This is a genomic window from uncultured Subdoligranulum sp. (genome assembly GCF_937890665.1).
This window is the reverse complement of the sequence record NZ_CALADU010000253.1, coordinates 1-17,859: the sequence shown is the minus strand read 5'-3', so window position 1 is coordinate 17,859 and position 17,859 is coordinate 1. Positions and strand designations below refer to the sequence as shown.

The window sequence follows — 17,859 nt, the reverse complement described above, 5'->3', positions numbered from 1 at the left end:
AATCATGCCTGTTCCAAGAAATTCACATATTACTGTTTTACGACCACCGAGCATTTGCCGGGAGCTTTTTATTGCTTGTTTTTTCTCTGTGAAATTCCGTCAGCGGCAAGAATTATCCATCTAAATTTTCGCCGTTGGAACCGATTACTTTTTTGTACCAGTAAAAGCTGTCTTTCGGATGTCTGCTGTAGTCTCCGGACCCGTCGTCCTGTTTGTTTACATAGATGAATCCATACCGCTTTTTCATTTCGCCGGTGGTAAAAGAAACCGGATCGATGCATCCCCAAACCGTATATCCCATCAGGTCTACGCCGTCTTCTTCCACCGCTTTCTTCATTTCGCAGATATGCTGGCGCAAAAAGTCAATGCGTTTTTGGTCATGAACGGTGCCGTCGGCGGCCACTTCGTCCTGGTACCCGAATCCGTTTTCCACAATAAACAGCGGCTTTTCGTACCGATCATACAGGGTATTCAGCATATAGCGCAGCCCTTTGGGGTCGATGGTCCATCCCCAGCCGGTGGTAGCCAGAAAAGGATTGGGCACACTGCCGGCAAACGCTTCGATTTCGTTGTCAGTAACGGAAGACCGCTGCTCTGCCGACATGGTACAGCTCATATAATAGCTGAAACCGATAAAATCCACGCGGCCTTTTTTCAGCTGGGCCAGATCCTCCGGTGTGATATCCAGCGTGTATTCACAGCGGTCCCATTCCTTTTGGAGATACGCGGGATAATGCCCCCTGACCTGCACGTCTGTAAACTGCAGGACCAACCGGCGCTCCTCCCGCTGTGCCAGCAGCACATCCTCGGGGCTGCAGCTGTATGGATAGATGGGGGTGGCTGCGATCATGCATCCCACCTGATTCTGAGGGTCGACCTCATGGGCTTTCCGGACTGCCAGAGCACTGGCCACGAACTGGTAGTGTGCGGCCTGATACACCGCTTTGGTTCGGTCTTCTCCCTTTTCAAACAGAATGCCGGAGTTGGTAAAAGCGTAGATGTCGCTGCCCGTCATCATCTGGTTGTTGATTTCGTTGAAGGTCATCCAATACTTTACCTTGCCGCGATACCGTCGGAAGCATACCTCCGCAAACCGAAGGAAAAATGAGATGGTCTGCCGGTTTCGCCACCCGCCGTAGTGTTTTGCCAAATGCCACGGCATTTCAAAATGGCTCAGAGTTACTACAGGTTCAATGCCATATTTCAGGCATTCATCAAAGAGATCGTCGTAAAATGCCAGACCTTTCTCATTGGGGACAAGTTCGTCTCCCTGGGGGAAAATGCGGCTCCAGGCAATGGAGGTGCGCAGACATTTGAAGCCCATCTGTGCAAAAAGTGCAATATCCTCCCGGTAGCGGTGATAAAAATCGATCCCGTCGTGGTTGGGGTAATAGGCCCCCGGCTGGATTCCGTCGGTGATTTTCCGGGGGCAGGTGCGGCTGCCGCCCGTCATCACATCCGCAATACTAAGGCCTTTTCCGTCCGTGTTATAAGCGCCTTCCACCTGATGGGCTGCCACTGCGCCGCCCCACAAAAAATCATGTTTCAGCATAAAAACCCTCATCACTCTGCCTTTTCGCTTTGGGCATCGGGTACGGCGGCGCCCCACACATAGGTCAGCACCACGCCCAATACCAAAGAAACGCTCACGCCGATCAGGTAACTTACAAAGGGACTGTAGGCCCCCATCACCATAGAAAAAACATTGTGGAATACGTAGGCATTCAACGTGACGCCGAGGGCCCCATTGATGGCACCGCCGATACCGGCAGCCACCGCCACCACGGCAAACAGGCGCTTGTTGCCCATGATGATGCCGTAAAGGATCGGCTCGGTAACACCGGCCAGAAGGCCGGTAATGATGGTGGGGCCTGCCACGCTGCGCATCTTGGAGCCGGCTTTTGCTTTCAGATATACGCCGATGGCAATGCCGATCTCTGCAAAGACGGCGCAGACCGTTGCGCCCTCGATCATATCACCACCAAAGGCTTCCAGATTTTGCAGCGTAATGGGCGAAAATCCCCAGTGAAGCCCCAAAATGGTAAGGAAGGGATAGGTGGCCCCCAAAACCAGACCCGCAAGCATTTTGTTGAGAGAGAACAGCCAGACCACAAAGTCGGCAACCTTGTTGCCAAAGGTGGTACCCATCGGCCCAAAGAAAATCACGGTAAAGGGCACCATAATGAGTAAGCTGATCATGGAGTTCACAAACAGCTGGATATCCTTGGGAACAACACGGCGCAGCCCTTTTTCCAGCAGGCAATACACGATCATGGTAATGAAGATGGGGAATATGCTGGAGCCGTAATCAATGGGCGTAACCGAAATGCCCAGAAAATCAGCCCCTTGCCCGCCGATCAGAGCGGTAAAATTGGGCTCCAGCAGCGCCGCACCGATCGCGCCGCCCACATACATGTTGCCGCCCATCTGTTTGGCCAGCGTGATGCCCAGGAAGATGGGCAAAAAGTAGAACACGGCATTTCCGGCCGCCGAAAGGATCATATAGGTGGAGCCTGAAGTGTCCAGCAGGCCGAATTCTGTCAGGACAGTCAGAAGGGCTTTCAGCATGCCTGCGCCGGCCATGGCAGGGATGAGCGGAGAAAAAGCGCCCGAAACAATTTTCATGACCCGGTCCACCAGATTTCCTTTGCTGGCGGACGCCTGCTCCGGTGCTTCTTCCGGTTGCTTTATCAGCTTGATGATGGCGTTATAATAGTCCGCCACATCCGAGCCTACCACAATCTGGTACTGCCCGCCGCTGATCATTACCTGCAGCACCGAGGGGATCGCCTCGATTTTGGCGCGATCTGCCTTCTCATAATCCCGCAGCTCAAAACGCAATCTGGTAGCGCAGTGAACAAGACTGTTGACATTTTCGCTTCCGCCTACATACTCGACGATGCAGCGCGCCAGTTCATCATAATTTTTCTTTGCCATATGGGTTGATTCCTCCTGATCGGAAGACCCTGCCAGCCGGATTTTCAGTCGGCTGCGGACCAAAACGGCCTCACAGACAGTCTTCCTGTGTTGAATTGCTGGAAGGTCTACCATTCCCGCGTCTTTGACAGTGATGAACCAGGCCCCTTCGTATTCGGTACAGCTGACCAGATTGTCTATACCGCCGGCCAGCGGCATAATCCATTCCAACAACTGTTTTTGATCCATGGTAATGGTCTCCTTCTTGTTTTATCTGAATCTGCCCGGGCGCGCTTCCGAGCAGTTTCATTCTGGTGGAACGCGGAGCTCAACTCCGCAAACGATGGATGTGAAGCATCAGATACATTGTCTCATTGTCGTTACATTTCCAGCCCCACTGCGTACTGAAATAGTCTACTACTTTCCTAGCACAGCGGTATATATCCGGGTACTCGGATATCAATTGATGGTAAATGGCGTCCATGTTGTTATCCAGCTGTTTGCCGGACGACAACCGCTCAATCAGAAACCGAAGATGCATACTGAAACGTGAGTACTGAAAGCTCTCCTGATCCAGATGCAGATGCAGTTCTTCCTCGATAATATCGTCCACTTCACCCAGAATCTTGGCGGACATCATAACGGAATGAAAATCCCCATTCTCCACTTCCGCAACGATCAGGTGTAGGGCAATACTGGTCACTTCTCCTTCAGGCAAACGCTGCCCGATCTGGCGGTAAAAAATCTCCAGTGCCTTTTTGGCTACCGCAAATTCTTTGGGATAAAGGTGTTCCACATCCCGGGCCAGTGGCATGGTCAGCACGATTCCCTGCCGGATCCGCTGGACGGCAAAATTCAGATGATCCGCCAGCACAAACGGCAGATTGGTGTTCAGTTCACAGTCCAACTCGATTTCGGCCAGCTCGGCTATCTCTGCAGATACTTGTAAAATATCCTGCGGCAATGACGCAACGGCACCAATGTATTGTGGATTTACGTTGTAAAAGGTACGTTGAACACGTGACAGATCCTTCAGCTCATAGGGCACCGGCGGAAAACCGATGCCTTTTCCCAGAACCACAACTTCGTTTCCTTGGCTGTCAACTCCCAGAGCTGCATTGGTATTGATTTTTTTTATGATTTTCATGGCAGCCCCCTTTTGCGTTCAAGCAATAAAAAAACTCTCCGGAAACAGCGTACCAAAGCCCTACATCGACTGTAGGACTCATTTACAAGGAACGCCTCCGAAGAGTAACATCTTGTACTTCGATTTTCTGCGAAAAATTGTAGCATAGTTATGTGGCTTTGTCCAGTGTCTATTTTCACAATTTATTTAAAAAAATTGGTTATCCTTACCAGTGGAACAGGAACCAAAAGTCTTTGGTAAAGGCGATGGAGGTATAATGCCATAGGAATTGCCCCTGCTTACACAGGCAACCCAGTGCCTTTATACAATCTTAAGGGAAACCCTCATAACGTTCATGCCATCATGGGAACACGCGTGGTATTCTAAAAGGGAAGGCTCGTTTGCAGGTTGAGGAGGGAAAAAACGTGGAAGAGGAAAAAATGCCGGAACCCGGCAGAATGAAGATCTTTTTTGGGTATGCGGCGGGGGTGGGTAAAACCTATGCCATGCTGGAGGCGGCTCATCAGGCCAAGGCCGCCGGGATCGATGTGGTGGTCGGTTATGTAGAACGCCACACCCGCCCGGATACATTGGCACTGCTGGAAGGGTTGGAAATACTGCCTTGTCAGGAAATTGAATACCGCGGCATCCGACTGCAGGAGCTGGATCTGGACGGGGCGTTGGAAAGGCATCCGCAACTGATTCTGGTGGATGAACTGGCCCACAGCAATGCGCCGGGCTGCCGCCATACCAAACGGTATCAGGATGTGGAAGAACTGCTGCGCGCCGGGATCGATGTGTACAGTACCGTGAATGTGCAGCATCTGGAATCGCTGCATGATCTGGTGCAGTCAATCACCGGCGTGGCGGTGAGCGAGCGGATTCCGGACCGGGTGTTTGACCGGGCGGGACAGGTGGAACTGGTGGATATCGAGCCGGAAGACCTGATCAGACGGTTGCAGGCGGGAAAAGTCTATAAGGCGGGGCAGGCCAGACGGGCGCTGCAGAACTTTTTTACCGTAGAAAATCTTGCGGCCTTGCGGGAAATCGCCATGCGCCGCACCGCCGACCGGCTGAACCGTACGGCGGTGCAGGAGGGAAAAGGGCAGACCGCCCGGGCTGGGGAGCACATTCTAATCTGCCTTTCCTCGGCGCCCTCCAACGCCAAGGTGATCCGCACCGCGGCCCGCATGGCCGAAGCCTTCCACAGCGGGTTTACGGCACTGTTTGTGGAAACACCGGACACAAAAGAACTTTCGGGGGAAAACATCCAGCGCCTGCGCAGCAATCTGCGTTTGGCAGAGCAGTTGGGCGCACAGATCGCAACCGTCTGCGGAACAGACCCGGCAGTCCAGATTGCGGAGTATGCCAGAGTTTCGGGTATTACCAAGATTGTGATGGGCCGTGTGAACCACCGGCCCAATCCATGGACGGGCAAAAAAACCTTGGCAGACCGTTTGATCGAACTGACGGATCTGGATATCTATATCATCCCCGATCATCAACCGCTGTACGTCAAGCACAGAACCCACCGAAAGCATCTGCATCAGGCACCTTTCCGATTTTCCTGGCGGGATCTTGCACGGATGTTGGCGGTGCTGACGGCGGCAACGGCGGTATGTTTTGCCTTTGACCGTGCCGGTTTCAGCGAGTCCAACAGCATTACGGTCTATATTCTGGGAGTTCTGGTTATAGCAGTATGGACGGAAGGTTACGGGTACGGAGCCATGGCTTCTCTGCTCAGCGTGGCGGCTTTCAATTTCTTTTTTACGGTGCCGCGGTTTACCTTTCAGGCAAACGACCCCAGCTACCCGGTCACCTTTTTCATTATGCTTCTGTCCAGCTTTCTGGCCAGCTCGCTGGCGGCTCGGGTCAAAGCGCAGGCTCGTCTTGCCGTGGAGAAGGGGTACTATACCGAATTGCTGCTGGAAAGCAGCCAGAAATTGCTGAAAGGTCGGGATGAATGGGATTGCCTGCGTCTTGCGGCAGAACAGCTCCACCATTTGTTTGGCCGCCCGGTATTGTATGGACGGCATAATTCCGGCAAGGAATTGCAGCTGCGTGTGGAACCGGCAGATCAAATCCAAGTGTTGCAGGCGCTTACGCCGCAGGAATTGGGGGTTGCCCAGTGGGTGCAGCAAAATAACAAGAACGCCGGTGCCACCACACATACATTGCCGGAGGCTAAATGGTTGTTTATGGCGGTAAGAGGTACGCAAGGGGTGATGGGCATTGTGGGAATCCCGGTGGAAGGGTACCCCGTTCCGGATATGTTTGAAAAAAACCTTATGGTGGCTATCCTGAATGAGTGCGGCCTGATTCAGGAACGAATACGGTTGCAACAGGAGCGGCAGCAGGAGGATAACGCGCAGCAAAATACAAGGTGTGTGTAAAAAGCATAGAAAAGGGCAAAGGGCCCGACCGAGATTTCTTCGGTCGGGCTCTTTGCCTACTCTTTTGCTTGCCGAGCGGTAAAAGAAAATTAATGCAGCTTTAATACGATGTTGGGTTCCTTAATCCCTGTTTAGAATTGTTTGCGGTATTCTAGGGTACACAAACACCAAGTGGGGTTTGCAAGTTATGCAAAGAAGAAAGAAGGTCAGTTTTATGCAAGAGTATATGCTGATACGAGTTTTGGTTATTTCGGTGATGCTGGTATGCACAGCGCTGATTTGTACGGCGGCAAAGGCGGCACACAAGGTTTGGACGCGCCTTGCCCATAAAGGAGGAGAAGGACGATGATGGATCTTTTGATGATCGGTATACTGCTGGCGGGTTTTGGTCTGGTTAGCCTGCTGGTTGAATGGTGCCGGCACCAACTGGATGAAGAGGAGTGAAAGGCAGGGGAAAGCTCTTATGATTTTATTGGGAATCATCGTGGTGTTGTTGGCAGGGTATCTTGTGTATGCACTTGCGCATCCGGAACGTTTTTAAAAGCGCATCAACCGTATAGGAGGAATACAGTATGTTACAACTGGCTGTGACAATCATCATCTATTTGATCCTTGTCATTCCGGTGGGGCGGTATCTGTATCATATCGCCGCGGAAAAGCACACCTTCGGGGACCCGCTCTTCGACCGGGTGGATGGTGTCATCTATCGTCTGGGCGGGGTCAACCCCCGCAATGGAATGAACTGGAAGCAATATGCCCTAACTCTGGTGGGTACCAACGGCGTGATGATCGCCGTTGGCTACCTGATTCTGCGTATCCAGAGATTGCCGCTGTTCAACCCCAACGGCATTGATGGGATGGAACCCACGCTGGCGTTCAATACCATCATCAGCTTTATGACCAACACCAATTTGCAGCATTACGCCGGGGAAAGCGGACTGAGCTACCTTTCCCAGATGCTGGTCATCACCTTTATGATGTTTGTATCCGCCGCCAGCGGCTATGCGGCTTGTGTGGCTTTTATCCGCGGTTTGGCCGGAAAAACTAAAGACAATGTGGGCAACTTCTATGGGGACCTTGTGCGCATCACCACCCGCATTTTGTTGCCCTTTTCGCTGGTGGGTGGCTTGCTGCTGGTGTGGCAGGGGGTTCCCCAGAATTTCAGCGCCAACCTTGTGGTGAATACGCTGGAAGGAACTTCTCAGGTCATTGCCATGGGCCCCATCGCGGCACTGGAGATCATCAAGCATCTCGGCACCAACGGCGGCGGCTTTTTGGGAGCCAACTCCGCCACCCCGCTGGAGAACCCCACCATGCTCTCGGATCTGATCGAGCTGTATTCCATGATGCTGTTGCCCGGTGCCTGTGTCATCACTTTCGGCAAGATGGTGGGCGAAAGCCGCCGGGAACGCCTGCGTAAGGAAAACGCCCTGCCCGCAGAACCAGCCAGCCTGACGGCCCGCCTTTTTGGCCGGGAGGGCCGCAGCATTTTTGCCGCGATGGGCATTCTGTTTCTGGTGGGGTTGGCGGTTTGCTTCTGGGCAGAAAGTCAGGGCAACCCCGTATTGGAAGATCTGGGGCTGAGTCAGGCCGAAGGCAGCATGGAAGGCAAGGAAGTGCGCTTTGGTGTTGCCCAGTCGGCCCTGTTCACCACAGTCACGACCTCCTTCACCACAGGTACCGTCAACAATATGCATGACACCCTGACCCCGCTGGGCGGCATGGTGCCGCTGCTGCACATGATGCTCAACTGTGTGTTCGGCGGCAAGGGCGTGGGTCTGATGAATATGATCCTCTACGCGATTCTGGCCGTGTTCATCTGCGGGCTGATGGTCGGGCGCACGCCGGAATATCTGGGCAAAAAGATCGAAGGACGGGAGATGAAGCTCACGGCGCTGGGCATCATCGTGCACCCGCTGCTGATTCTGGTGTTCTCCGCTCTGGCGGTGGCCACAGCCGGAGGGCTGGCGGGCATCACCAACCCCGGCTACCACGGCCTGACGCAGGTTTTGTACGAATATGCGTCTTCGGCCGCCAACAATGGTTCGGGATTTGAGGGGCTGGCTGACAACACGGCGTTCTGGAATATGACCACGGGTGTTGTGATGTTTCTGGGCCGGTATCTGCCCATTGTCATTCAGTTGGCCATTGCAGGCTCGCTGATGAAGAAAAACTTTGTCAACGAATCGGCTGGAACGTTGCGCACCTGCACCTTCTCGTTCGCGGTCATTCTGGTGTTCGTTGTGTACATTTTTGCCGCGCTTACGTTCTTCCCGGTGCTAGCTCTGGGCCCCATTGCAGAGCATCTGACGCTTTGGGCATAAGGAGGCATTTCCGCTATGAGTAAAAAGAAACAGCAAACCATGCTGACGCCGGACATTGTCAAACAGGCGTTAGTGGGGGCTTTTACAAAACTGGATCCACGTTACATGATCAAAAATCCGGTCATGTTTGTGGTGGAAGTAGGCTTTTTCATCACGCTGCTGCAGACGGTCATTCCCGGCATCTTCGGCGAAAACGATACCAACCTGCGTACCTACAACCTGATTGTTTCTGTCATTCTTCTGGTCACGGTATTGTTTGCTAATTTTGCCGAATCGGTGGCGGAAGGCAGGGGCAAAGCTCAGGCGGCCAGTCTGAAAAAAACCCAGAAGAATACGGTGGCCCATCTGCTGGACGAAAAGGGGCAGGAAACCGATGTTTCTTCCAGTGAACTTCACAAGGGCGACGTGGTGATGGTCCGCGCGGGCGAGGTGATCCCCGGCGATGGAGAAGTAATCGAGGGCATTGCCTCGGTGGATGAATCCGCCATTACCGGCGAATCCGCCCCCGTGGTGCGGGAAAGCGGCGGTGATTTCTGCTCGGTCACCGGCGGCACCACCGTCGTTTCCGACTGGCTGAAGATCCGCATCGCTTCGGACCCCGGCAACAGCTTTCTGGACCGGATGATCGCTTTGGTGGAAGGGGCTTCCCGCAAAAAGACGCCCAACGAGATCGCGCTGAACACCCTGCTGGTCTCGCTGACCATCATCTTCCTCATCGTGATCGTGACGCTGTACCCCATTGGCCTGTACAGCGGCGTGATGCTGCCCGTTTCTACGCTGATCGCGCTGATGGTGTGCCTGATTCCTACCACCATCGGCGGCCTGCTGTCCGCCATCGGTATTGCCGGTATGGACCGTGTCACCCGTTTTAACGTCATCGCCATGTCCGGCAAAGCGGTGGAAGCCTGCGGCGACGTGGATACCATGATTCTGGATAAGACCGGCACCATTACCTTCGGCAACCGTCTGGCGGCGGATTTCTTCCCGGTGGCGGGCGTTTCTCGCAGTGACCTGATTCGCTGTGCGGCGCTGACCAGCTTGCATGACGATACGCCGGAAGGCAAATCCACTCTGGACCTGACCCGCCGTCTGGGCGATGAAAGTGTGGAACTGCCCGGTTCTGTTTTTCAGGAATTCACGGCTCAGACCCGCATGAGCGGCGTCGATCTGCCCGATGGGACCAAAGTCCGTAAGGGTGCTTCCGATGCGATGGAACAGTATGTGAAGGCACAGGGAGGTGTGGTCCCGGCGGATTTGCACGAGCATGTGGAAAAGGTTTCTTCTCTGGGCGGTACGCCTCTGGTGGTCACCGAAAACGACAAAATTCTGGGCGTCATCTACCTGAAAGATACCGTCAAGCCCGGCATGACCGAACGGTTTAATCGTCTGCGTGCCATTGGCATCAAAACCATTATGTGCACCGGCGACAACCCGCTGACGGCTGCCACCATCGCAAAAGAAGCAGGCGTGGACGGTTTTATTGCCGAGTGCAAGCCCGAGGATAAGATCCGAGTCATCAAGCAGGAGCAGGCGGAAGGTAAGATTGTGGCTATGACTGGCGACGGCACCAACGACGCCCCGGCTCTGGCTCAGGCGAATGTGGGTCTGGCCATGAACTCCGGTACCACCGCCGCCAAGGAAGCGGCCAACATGGTGGATCTGGACAGCGACCCCACCAAGATTCTGGAAGTGGTGGAAATCGGCAAACAACTGCTGATCACCCGAGGCTCGCTGACCACTTTCTCCATCGCTAACGATATTGCCAAGTATTTTGCCATTATCCCCGCCATGTTTATGGCTGCCATTCCCCAACTGCAGGTGCTCAACATCATGCACCTGTCCACTCAATACAGTGCCATTCTGTCGGCGCTGATTTTTAACGCTCTCATTATTCCCTGCCTGATCCCGCTGGCCATGAAAGGCGTTCGGTACCGCCCCATGTCCTCCGGCAAAATGCTGGCCCGGAATATGCTGATCTACGGTCTGGGCGGCGTGGTGACCCCCTTCGTCGGGATTAAGATCATCGACCTCATGATCACGCCGCTTTTGAGCGTCATTCTGTAAGGAGGAGTTTGCAATGAATGCATCCCAAAAATGCTTTTGGAGCGGTGTGCGTCAGGCTGTGTCTGTAACGCTGATTCTGCTGTTTTTGTGCGGGTTTGCCTTCCCTGTGGTGCTGACCGGCATTTCGTCGGTGGTGTTTCCGTGGCAGGCCGCAGGCAGTCTGGTAGAGGTAGATGGCGCTGTGGTGGGCGCTACGCATGTAGGTCAGGAATTTACCAAAGACTGTTTTATGAAGGGCCGCCCGTCAGCTTATCATTATAATACCTATACAGAGGATGCAAACGGCAACCGCTATTACAGCGACGGTACGGAATTTGGCGGGCTGGCGTCCGGTTCCAGCAATTATGCGCCTTCCAATCCGGCGTTGGCGGAACGGGTAGAGGCGGACATGGAAGCATTCCTCGCGGCCAACCCGGGGATCTCTCGGGAAGAGGTGCCCGCGGACCTGATGACGGCATCCGGCTCCGGCCTTGATCCACACATCTCCCCTGAAGCGGCGGCTATTCAGATTCCGGCCCTTGCCAAAGCCACCGGCCTGCGTGAAGAAGAACTGACGCAGATTGTGGCAGAGAATACGCAGGGCAAACTGCTGGGAATTTTTGGGGAACAGACGGTCAATGTGTTGGGCGTCAATGTGGAAATCGCTCGGGCCATGGGGATTTTGACAGAAGATGGCAAATAAGAGACCTACGTCTTAAATACGGTACAACGTTAAGAAGCACAGCCCACAACCTGCTGTAACAGGTTGTGGGCTGTGCTTTTTAGGAATTAACTGTTTCTTAATTTGAGTATTGCATTCTTTTTACCGGTTTAAGTCCGAAAGATATATCATGGTGGTACACAAGGAGGGGACGGATATGTCTACGATAAAGGAGATTTTCTCCCGGATGGAAAATCAATTTGATACCAGTACAGAGCGGTTGATTCTGCACCATCAACTGCTGGGATTCTTTTTGCTGGTTGTGGTAGCGCCGTTGCTGACACTGTTGGCAGTGGGAGTATGTGCTTGCGTCCTTACCATGCCGTATATCCTTTTTTCAGCAATTTAATGCAATCTTTATGCGCTTTGCGGAATGCTTATACACTCTTTTGGTAAGATGCAGGTATGATACAAAGGAGCTTTTGAAGTCTAGCTGTAAGGATTAGCTTCAAGGGGAGGTAAAGTGAAATGGAAACAACGGGTACGCAAAAAAACATTGCGCATACGCGTTTGGGTACCCTGACTATTTTTGCGGGGTATGCATCTGGTTGTGGAAAGACATACAGAATGTTACAGACAGCACAAAGAGCCATACAGTGCGGTACGGATGTGGTGCTGGCCTGCGCAGAACCGGAACTCTGGCCAGAAACTGCGGCGTTTCGGCAGAAATTTGAGTGTCTGCCCGTGATGCAGTGCGGCAGCGGTGGACCAATATCCTGCGAGTTTGACTTGGATACGGCGCTACAAAGAAAGCCGGAGCTGCTGGTGCTGGATAACCTGGCTCATTGCAATGCAGGGGATGCGCGCCACAAAAACCGGTATCAAGATATACAGGAACTACTGAATGCGGGCATTCATGTCTATACCACCATCGACATAGTTAGTCTGGAAAGTATGCAGGATGCGACCAACGAAATTCTGGGAGAAATTCAACTGGCCCGTGTCCCCGATGATGTTTTTGATGACGCAGAAAAGGTGGAATTTGTGGATCTGGAGCCGCAAGATCTGCAATGGCGTTTAGAGCAAAAAACACGCGGAACGGCTTGCCCAGAATTGACGCAAAACCAGATCGGCGCTCTGCGGGAACTGGGCATGCGCCGCTGTGCGGATAGGGTCTCTTTCAGGCTGCGGCAAAAAGAGCGTTCGCCCTATCACACGCAAGAACATATTTTGGTATGCCTGTCCGGCGCGCCCTCCAACGCCAAGATCATACGCACCGCGGCGAAAATGGCTGGCGCCTTTCGTGGTTCCTTTACAGCGTTGTTTGTGGAAACGAAAGCCTTCCAGTACATGTCGCCGCAGGATAAGGAAAGCCTGCGCCGCAACCTCCATCTGGCGGAACATCTGGGGGCGACCGTGGAAACGGTTTATGGCGATGATATCCCGGTTTTGATTGCGGAGTTTGCTAGGGCATCCGGTGTCAGTAAAATCGTGATGGGGCGCAGCGAAGTGTCCCAGAAAGTGCTGCTGCACAAGCCGACCCTCACGGAACGGTTGATTGAGCTTGCACCGGAAGTGGATATCCATATCATTCCCGACAATGGCATGGAGCACAGTCTGGCCGTGGCCAGAAAAAAGCTCATCCGGCTGACGCCGGTGCCGCTACGGGATTTTCTGAAAAGTTTTTTGCTGTTGTTGGCGGCTACGCTGGTTGGATTGGGATTTTATGAGCTTGGTTTTAGCGAAGCCAATATTATCACGGTATATCTGCTCAGCGTCATGATTATTTCGGTCGTAACGCAAAGTTCCTTTTGCAGCTTTCTGGGGTCTGCGGCCAGTGTGCTGATTTTCAATTTTTTCTTTACGGAACCGCGGTATTCCCTCCATGCTTACGACAGCGAATATCCGGTGACTTTTTTGGTTATGTTTGTAGCAGCCTTAATTACCGGTTCGCTGGCGGCAAAACTGAAATCCCACGCGCAACATTCCGCGCAGGTGGCTTGGCGCGCAAAGCTTCTGTTTGAAACCAACCAGAATTTGCAAAAAGGCATAAGCAAGGAACAGATTCTGACGGTCACAGCCGAACAGATCGTGAAGCTGTTCCGGCGAAATGTGGTGGTGTATACGGTACAGGATGGGGCCTTGACAGGGCCGCAGCTCTTTGTGGATAAAGTCGTTCCGACAGAGCAACAGTGTCCCCCGTATGAGAGCGAGCAGGAACGAAACGTGGCGGAATGGGTGTGGAAAAACAACCGCCGCGCTGGGTACGGAACCGGAACCTTTGAGAATGCCTGTTGTGTATACTTCTCGGTGCGCATGGGGGAAAGGGTCTACGCAGTTTTGGGAATCGATGCCCAGAAAAAGGCTATGGATGCCTTTGACAACAGCATCCTTCTTTCCGTTTTGGGGGAATGCGGTCTGGCGCTGGACAGCAAACGCAACGCCGAAGAAAAGGAAGCCGCTGCCGTTCTGGCCAAGAACGAACAGCTCCGCGCCAATCTGCTGCGCTCCATCTCCCATGATTTGCGTACGCCCCTTACATCCATCTCGGGCAACGCCGGCAACCTGATCGCCAACGGCGCTCTCTTCGACGAGGAAACCAAGAAGCAGATCTATACCGATATTTACGACGACTCCATCTGGCTGATCAATCTGGTGGAAAATCTTCTCTCGGTAAGCCGGCTGAACGGCGGGGAGATGCATTTGCGCCTGTCCACAGAACTGATGGAAGATGTGGTGGCCGAGGCGCTGCGTCATGTCAACCGCAAAAGTTCGGAATACAAGATTACGGTGAGCAGTGAGCAGGAATATCTGCTGGCACAAATCGATGTGAAACTGGTGATTCAGGTGCTCATCAATATCATCGATAACGCCATCAAATATACGCCGGTGGGTTCCGAGATTAGGATTCACTTAAAAAAGCAGGGGCGGTTTATCGTGGTATCCATCGCCGATAACGGGCCCGGCGTGCCGGATTCGGCAAAACCTCATGTTTTTGAAATGTTTTACAGTGCCGCCAACAAAATCGCGGACAGCCGCCGCAGTATGGGGTTGGGGTTGGCATTGTGCAAATCCATTATTGATGCACACGGCGGCGAGATCACCGTATCGGATGCGGTTCCGCATGGTGCGGTGTTCACTTTTACGCTGCCGGCAGGGGAGGTAAAGCTGCATGACTAAATCGCTGATTTTAGTGGTGGAGGACGATGTGCCCATCCGAAACTTGATTTGCACAACACTGAAAGCACATAACTACCGATATGTGACGGCAGAAAAAGGGGAAACCGCCATTCTGGAAGCCTCCTCCCACAACCCGGAGATTATCCTTCTGGATCTGGGTCTGCCGGACTTCGACGGCATCGAGGTCATCCGCAAAATCCGCACCTGGTCTGCGGTGCCCATTATCGTGCTCAGCGCCCGCACAGAGGACAGCGATAAAATCGAAGCGCTGGATGCCGGGGCCGATGATTACCTCACCAAACCCTTCTCGGTGGAAGAACTGCTGGCCCGTCTGCGGGCCACGCAGCGCCGCCTTGCCCTTGCCCAGAACGGCGAACTTCGCACAGAGTCGGTATTCGTGAATGGTAAGCTCACCGTGGACTATGCGGCGGGCTGCGCATTTCTGGACGGAGAGGAACTGCACCTGACGCCCAATGAGTACAAGCTGCTTTGCCTGCTCTCCAAAAATGTGGGAAAGGTTCTCACCCATACCTATATCACCCAGCAGATCTGGGGCAGAAGCTGGGAAAACGACATCGCTTCCCTGCGGGTGTTCATGGCCACGTTGCGAAAAAAGATCGAGAAAGACCCTGCCGCGCCCCAGTATATACAAACCCATATCGGGGTGGGGTACCGTATGCTGCGGGTGGAATAAAAGCCCGCTCTTTCTGAGAGCATTTGTCCGGTTTTTCTAACTAAAAAGCCGGCATAAAGAATGCCGAAAAAATGATAGACGCTATCAGATATTCGAACGAGTCCAGCAAAGGGGGTGCCCTTTGCTGGAAAAATAGTGCCTATAGGTAGTAGGGAACGGCGTTCATGGTTAAAAGAAAAAATATTCTAAATGGGAATGGCAACCATGGAATAGCCAGAGCCGGAGGCCATTGACCTCTCATTCTTCCCAACCGGTTCCGTATATCGTTTTTCACACTCCCACATTCTTTGGTTATAATTACTACGTAAATTGCAAAAGTGAAGGTAACATTTTAGAGGTAGAAAACGAGGAAAAAGGTGACGTTCGCTTCTGAGAAACGGATTATAATAAAGAAAGGTCACTTTCCTGCGGAAAGCAGGAGCTATGAGTCGAATGACATTATCGGACAGAATCGTTATAGAGGCGGGAATTTACGCCAGAAAGAGCTTGACGAAGATTGCAAAATCGCCCCACAAAAGCCGCCGCCATGTATCGAAAGAGATCCGAAGAAACGGAACACGAACTCCCGGCGAACATCCATAGGGGAAGAGCGGCTGCAACGCTACGGGATGCAGGCGGTGGATGCCCGCTGCTCCACAGAACCCTGCCAGATATGACGCAGCACTGTTTTCTCGCATTTGGAGTTCTCGGTGCACATCCCTCTGATGGGACGGCTTTTGCAAAGATAGCCCCGGCTTTTGTAATTTTATCCAAACTTACAAATTCCAGTTATCTCCGTTTTCCGGCGTTCTTCACCGGCATTTTTTATTACCTTGCACGATGGATCTCATTTTCTTCCCGTTTACGAGAAAAAGGCCACCTTTCGGCGACCTTTTTTAACAGTCTGAAGTACAGGCAATCGGCTGTACTTCTTTTTGGTGTTCCTATGCGAAGAGTTAGGTTTCGCCACCGCGGTTAAAGCTGCGCCGGTTGTTGGGGAACCAAATGGCAGGGGTGAACACCGCCAGCCCCACCGCTGTGGTATCCCCGGGGTTGGAAACGATGTGGGGCAGGTTGGACTGCACCACCGTGGTGTCTCCGGCGTTCAGGCGGATGGTCTCGGACTCCACCAGTACATCCAGCCGCCCCTGTTCCAACAGCAGGATTTCCTCACTGGGATGGATCACCGGCAGGTCGCCGTCCTTGCAGTGGGGTTCCAGTTCAAAGCGTATGACCAACGACTGGGGCACAAAATCCCCGTTGGGCATGGGGGTGAGCAGATGATACCGTATATTGGAGTTGGGCTGGGAAAGGATCATCACGTCCGCCTGACGGGTCGTCAGGCCGGTACTGCTCTCGCCCCCCATAAACAGATAGGTGGGTATGTCCAGGGCGGCGCTGAGTTTGCGCAGGGTGGACAGGGACGGGTCGGTGAGGTTGCGCTCAATCTGGGAGATATACCCGATGGACAGGCCGGTCTTTTCGGCCAGTTCCTTGAGAGTGATGCCCCGCTTTTTCCGAATATTTCGTACCTGTTCGCCCAGCATAGGACCTCCTGCTTTTCTGTAAAGATTTCGTTTACAGTATATCATAAAACAGCCTGTGCGTAAATAAGTGAGGATTTTTTTGCTATTTATAAAATTTTACTCCAAAAATCAAACATATCCCCACCAATTCCTCCAAAATTATTCAAAAAAGTGAAAAAACCGAAAACACTTGACGATGATTTTTAGAAATAGTAAAATTGTATAAAATTTTACTGTGCAGGAGGCATCCCATGAAAATTACAGATGTTAAGGTGGAAACCATTCGCATCCCCATGAAAAAGCCTTTCCGTATTGCCTTTGCGGTACAGGACCATTCGGTGAACGTGCTGGTGAAGATCACCACCGACGAAGGCCTGTGGGGCATCGGTGAGGCCGCGCCCTTTGAGCCGGTGACCGGCGAGAGCACTGCCACCGTTTTGGAAGCGCTGAAGCTGTTCCGCACCGGGCTGATCGGCATGGACCCGCTGGATATTGAGGGCGTCCATGGTATGATGGACCGACTGCTGGCGGGCAACACTTCGGCCAAGGCCGCGGTGGACATTGCCCTGTACGATATCAAGGGCAAGCTGATGGGTCAGCCCCTGTACAAAGTGTTGGGCGGCAACGTGAACCAGATCGTTACCGACATGACGGTGGGCATCGACACGCCGGAAGCCATGGCCGCCGAAGCCCGGGAACGGGTGGAGAAGGACGGTTTCACCATCCTGAAAATCAAAGCCGGCATCAACCCGGCAGAGGATATTCAGGCACTGACCCTGATCCGTCAGGCTGTGGGTCCCAACATCCGTCTGCGTGTGGACGCAAATCAGGGCTACACGGTCAGCGATGCGGTGCGTACCCTGAAAGCCTTTGAACAGGTGGGCGTGGAAGCCGTGGAGCAGTGCCTGCCCAGCTGGGATCTGGACGGCATGCGGTTTGTGCGTTCTAAGGTGGACCTGAAAGTCATGCTGGACGAGTCGGTCCACTCTCCCATTGACGCGGCGAAAGCCTGCAAGA

General features: G+C 53.2%; 14 protein-coding genes. 10 read left to right on the top strand and 4 right to left on the bottom strand.

What is annotated here, in order from left to right; all coding sequences use genetic code 11:
• Window positions 1–112: 112 nt before the first annotated feature.
• From Q0526_RS14220 to Q0526_RS14210, 3 genes are all read right to left on the bottom strand, one after another.
• Window positions 113–1,552: a 6-phospho-beta-glucosidase gene (locus Q0526_RS14220; RefSeq protein ID WP_298734899.1), complete on the bottom strand. Its 1,440-nt coding sequence runs from the start codon at window positions 1,550–1,552 to the stop codon at window positions 113–115.
• An 11-nt stretch (window positions 1,553–1,563) separates the two neighbouring features.
• Window positions 1,564–3,165, bottom strand: coding sequence for a PTS transporter subunit EIIC (locus Q0526_RS14215; protein ID WP_298734897.1), 1,602 nt, complete (start codon window positions 3,163–3,165; stop codon window positions 1,564–1,566).
• Between the two features lie 79 nt (window positions 3,166–3,244).
• Window positions 3,245–4,063 (bottom strand): PRD domain-containing protein, encoded by an 819-nt coding sequence (locus tag Q0526_RS14210; protein WP_298734894.1) that lies wholly within the window; start codon window positions 4,061–4,063, stop codon window positions 3,245–3,247.
• 404 nt (window positions 4,064–4,467) lie between these two features.
• Here Q0526_RS14210 and Q0526_RS14205 point away from each other — a divergent pair, with 404 nt between their 5' ends.
• The 9 genes from Q0526_RS14205 to Q0526_RS18845 all read left to right on the top strand — a co-directional run bounded on the left by Q0526_RS14205 (window position 4,468) and on the right by Q0526_RS18845 (window position 15,919).
• The gene (locus Q0526_RS14205) at window positions 4,468–6,435 is read left to right on the top strand and encodes a DUF4118 domain-containing protein (protein WP_298734892.1); all 1,968 of its coding nucleotides are present in this window, start codon (window positions 4,468–4,470) and stop codon (window positions 6,433–6,435) included.
• Window positions 6,436–6,865: 430 nt separating this feature from the next.
• Window positions 6,866–6,976, top strand: coding sequence for a K(+)-transporting ATPase subunit F (kdpF, locus tag Q0526_RS18850; RefSeq protein WP_366522117.1), 111 nt, complete (start codon window positions 6,866–6,868; stop codon window positions 6,974–6,976).
• Between the two features lie 31 nt (window positions 6,977–7,007).
• Complete coding sequence (locus tag Q0526_RS14200) at window positions 7,008–8,759, top strand: potassium-transporting ATPase subunit KdpA (protein ID WP_298734891.1); 1,752 nt, start codon at window positions 7,008–7,010, stop codon at window positions 8,757–8,759.
• 15 nt (window positions 8,760–8,774) lie between these two features.
• Window positions 8,775–10,823, top strand: coding sequence for a potassium-transporting ATPase subunit KdpB (gene kdpB, locus Q0526_RS14195; protein ID WP_298734889.1), 2,049 nt, complete (start codon window positions 8,775–8,777; stop codon window positions 10,821–10,823).
• A 13-nt stretch (window positions 10,824–10,836) separates the two neighbouring features.
• Entirely contained in the window at window positions 10,837–11,505 is a 669-nt protein-coding gene (gene kdpC / locus Q0526_RS14190) for a K(+)-transporting ATPase subunit C (RefSeq protein ID WP_298734887.1), read from the top strand.
• 175 nt (window positions 11,506–11,680) lie between these two features.
• Window positions 11,681–11,872, top strand: coding sequence for a hypothetical protein (locus tag Q0526_RS14185; protein WP_298734884.1), 192 nt, complete (start codon window positions 11,681–11,683; stop codon window positions 11,870–11,872).
• Window positions 11,873–11,991: 119 nt separating this feature from the next.
• Window positions 11,992–14,643: a sensor histidine kinase KdpD gene (locus Q0526_RS14180; protein ID WP_298734881.1), complete on the top strand. Its 2,652-nt coding sequence runs from the start codon at window positions 11,992–11,994 to the stop codon at window positions 14,641–14,643.
• Window positions 14,636–15,337: a response regulator transcription factor gene (locus Q0526_RS14175; protein ID WP_298734878.1), complete on the top strand. Its 702-nt coding sequence runs from the start codon at window positions 14,636–14,638 to the stop codon at window positions 15,335–15,337. The genes Q0526_RS14180 and Q0526_RS14175 overlap by 8 nt, the downstream gene beginning before the upstream one ends.
• A gap of 423 nt (window positions 15,338–15,760) precedes the next feature.
• The gene (locus Q0526_RS18845; RefSeq protein WP_366522116.1) at window positions 15,761–15,919 is read left to right on the top strand and encodes a helix-turn-helix domain-containing protein; all 159 of its coding nucleotides are present in this window, start codon (window positions 15,761–15,763) and stop codon (window positions 15,917–15,919) included.
• Between the two features lie 353 nt (window positions 15,920–16,272).
• Here the strand turns inward: Q0526_RS18845 and Q0526_RS14165 are convergent, their stop codons facing one another.
• Window positions 16,273–16,863 carry an XRE family transcriptional regulator gene (locus Q0526_RS14165; RefSeq protein ID WP_298734873.1) on the bottom strand — a complete coding sequence of 197 codons (591 nt, stop codon included), beginning with the start codon at window positions 16,861–16,863 and terminating at the stop codon, window positions 16,273–16,275.
• Window positions 16,864–17,093: 230 nt separating this feature from the next.
• On the opposite strand from Q0526_RS14165, the gene Q0526_RS14160 reads away from it, so the two are divergent.
• The coding region (locus tag Q0526_RS14160) for a mandelate racemase/muconate lactonizing enzyme family protein (protein ID WP_298734871.1) at window positions 17,094–17,859 on the top strand (766 nt) is incomplete at its 3' end.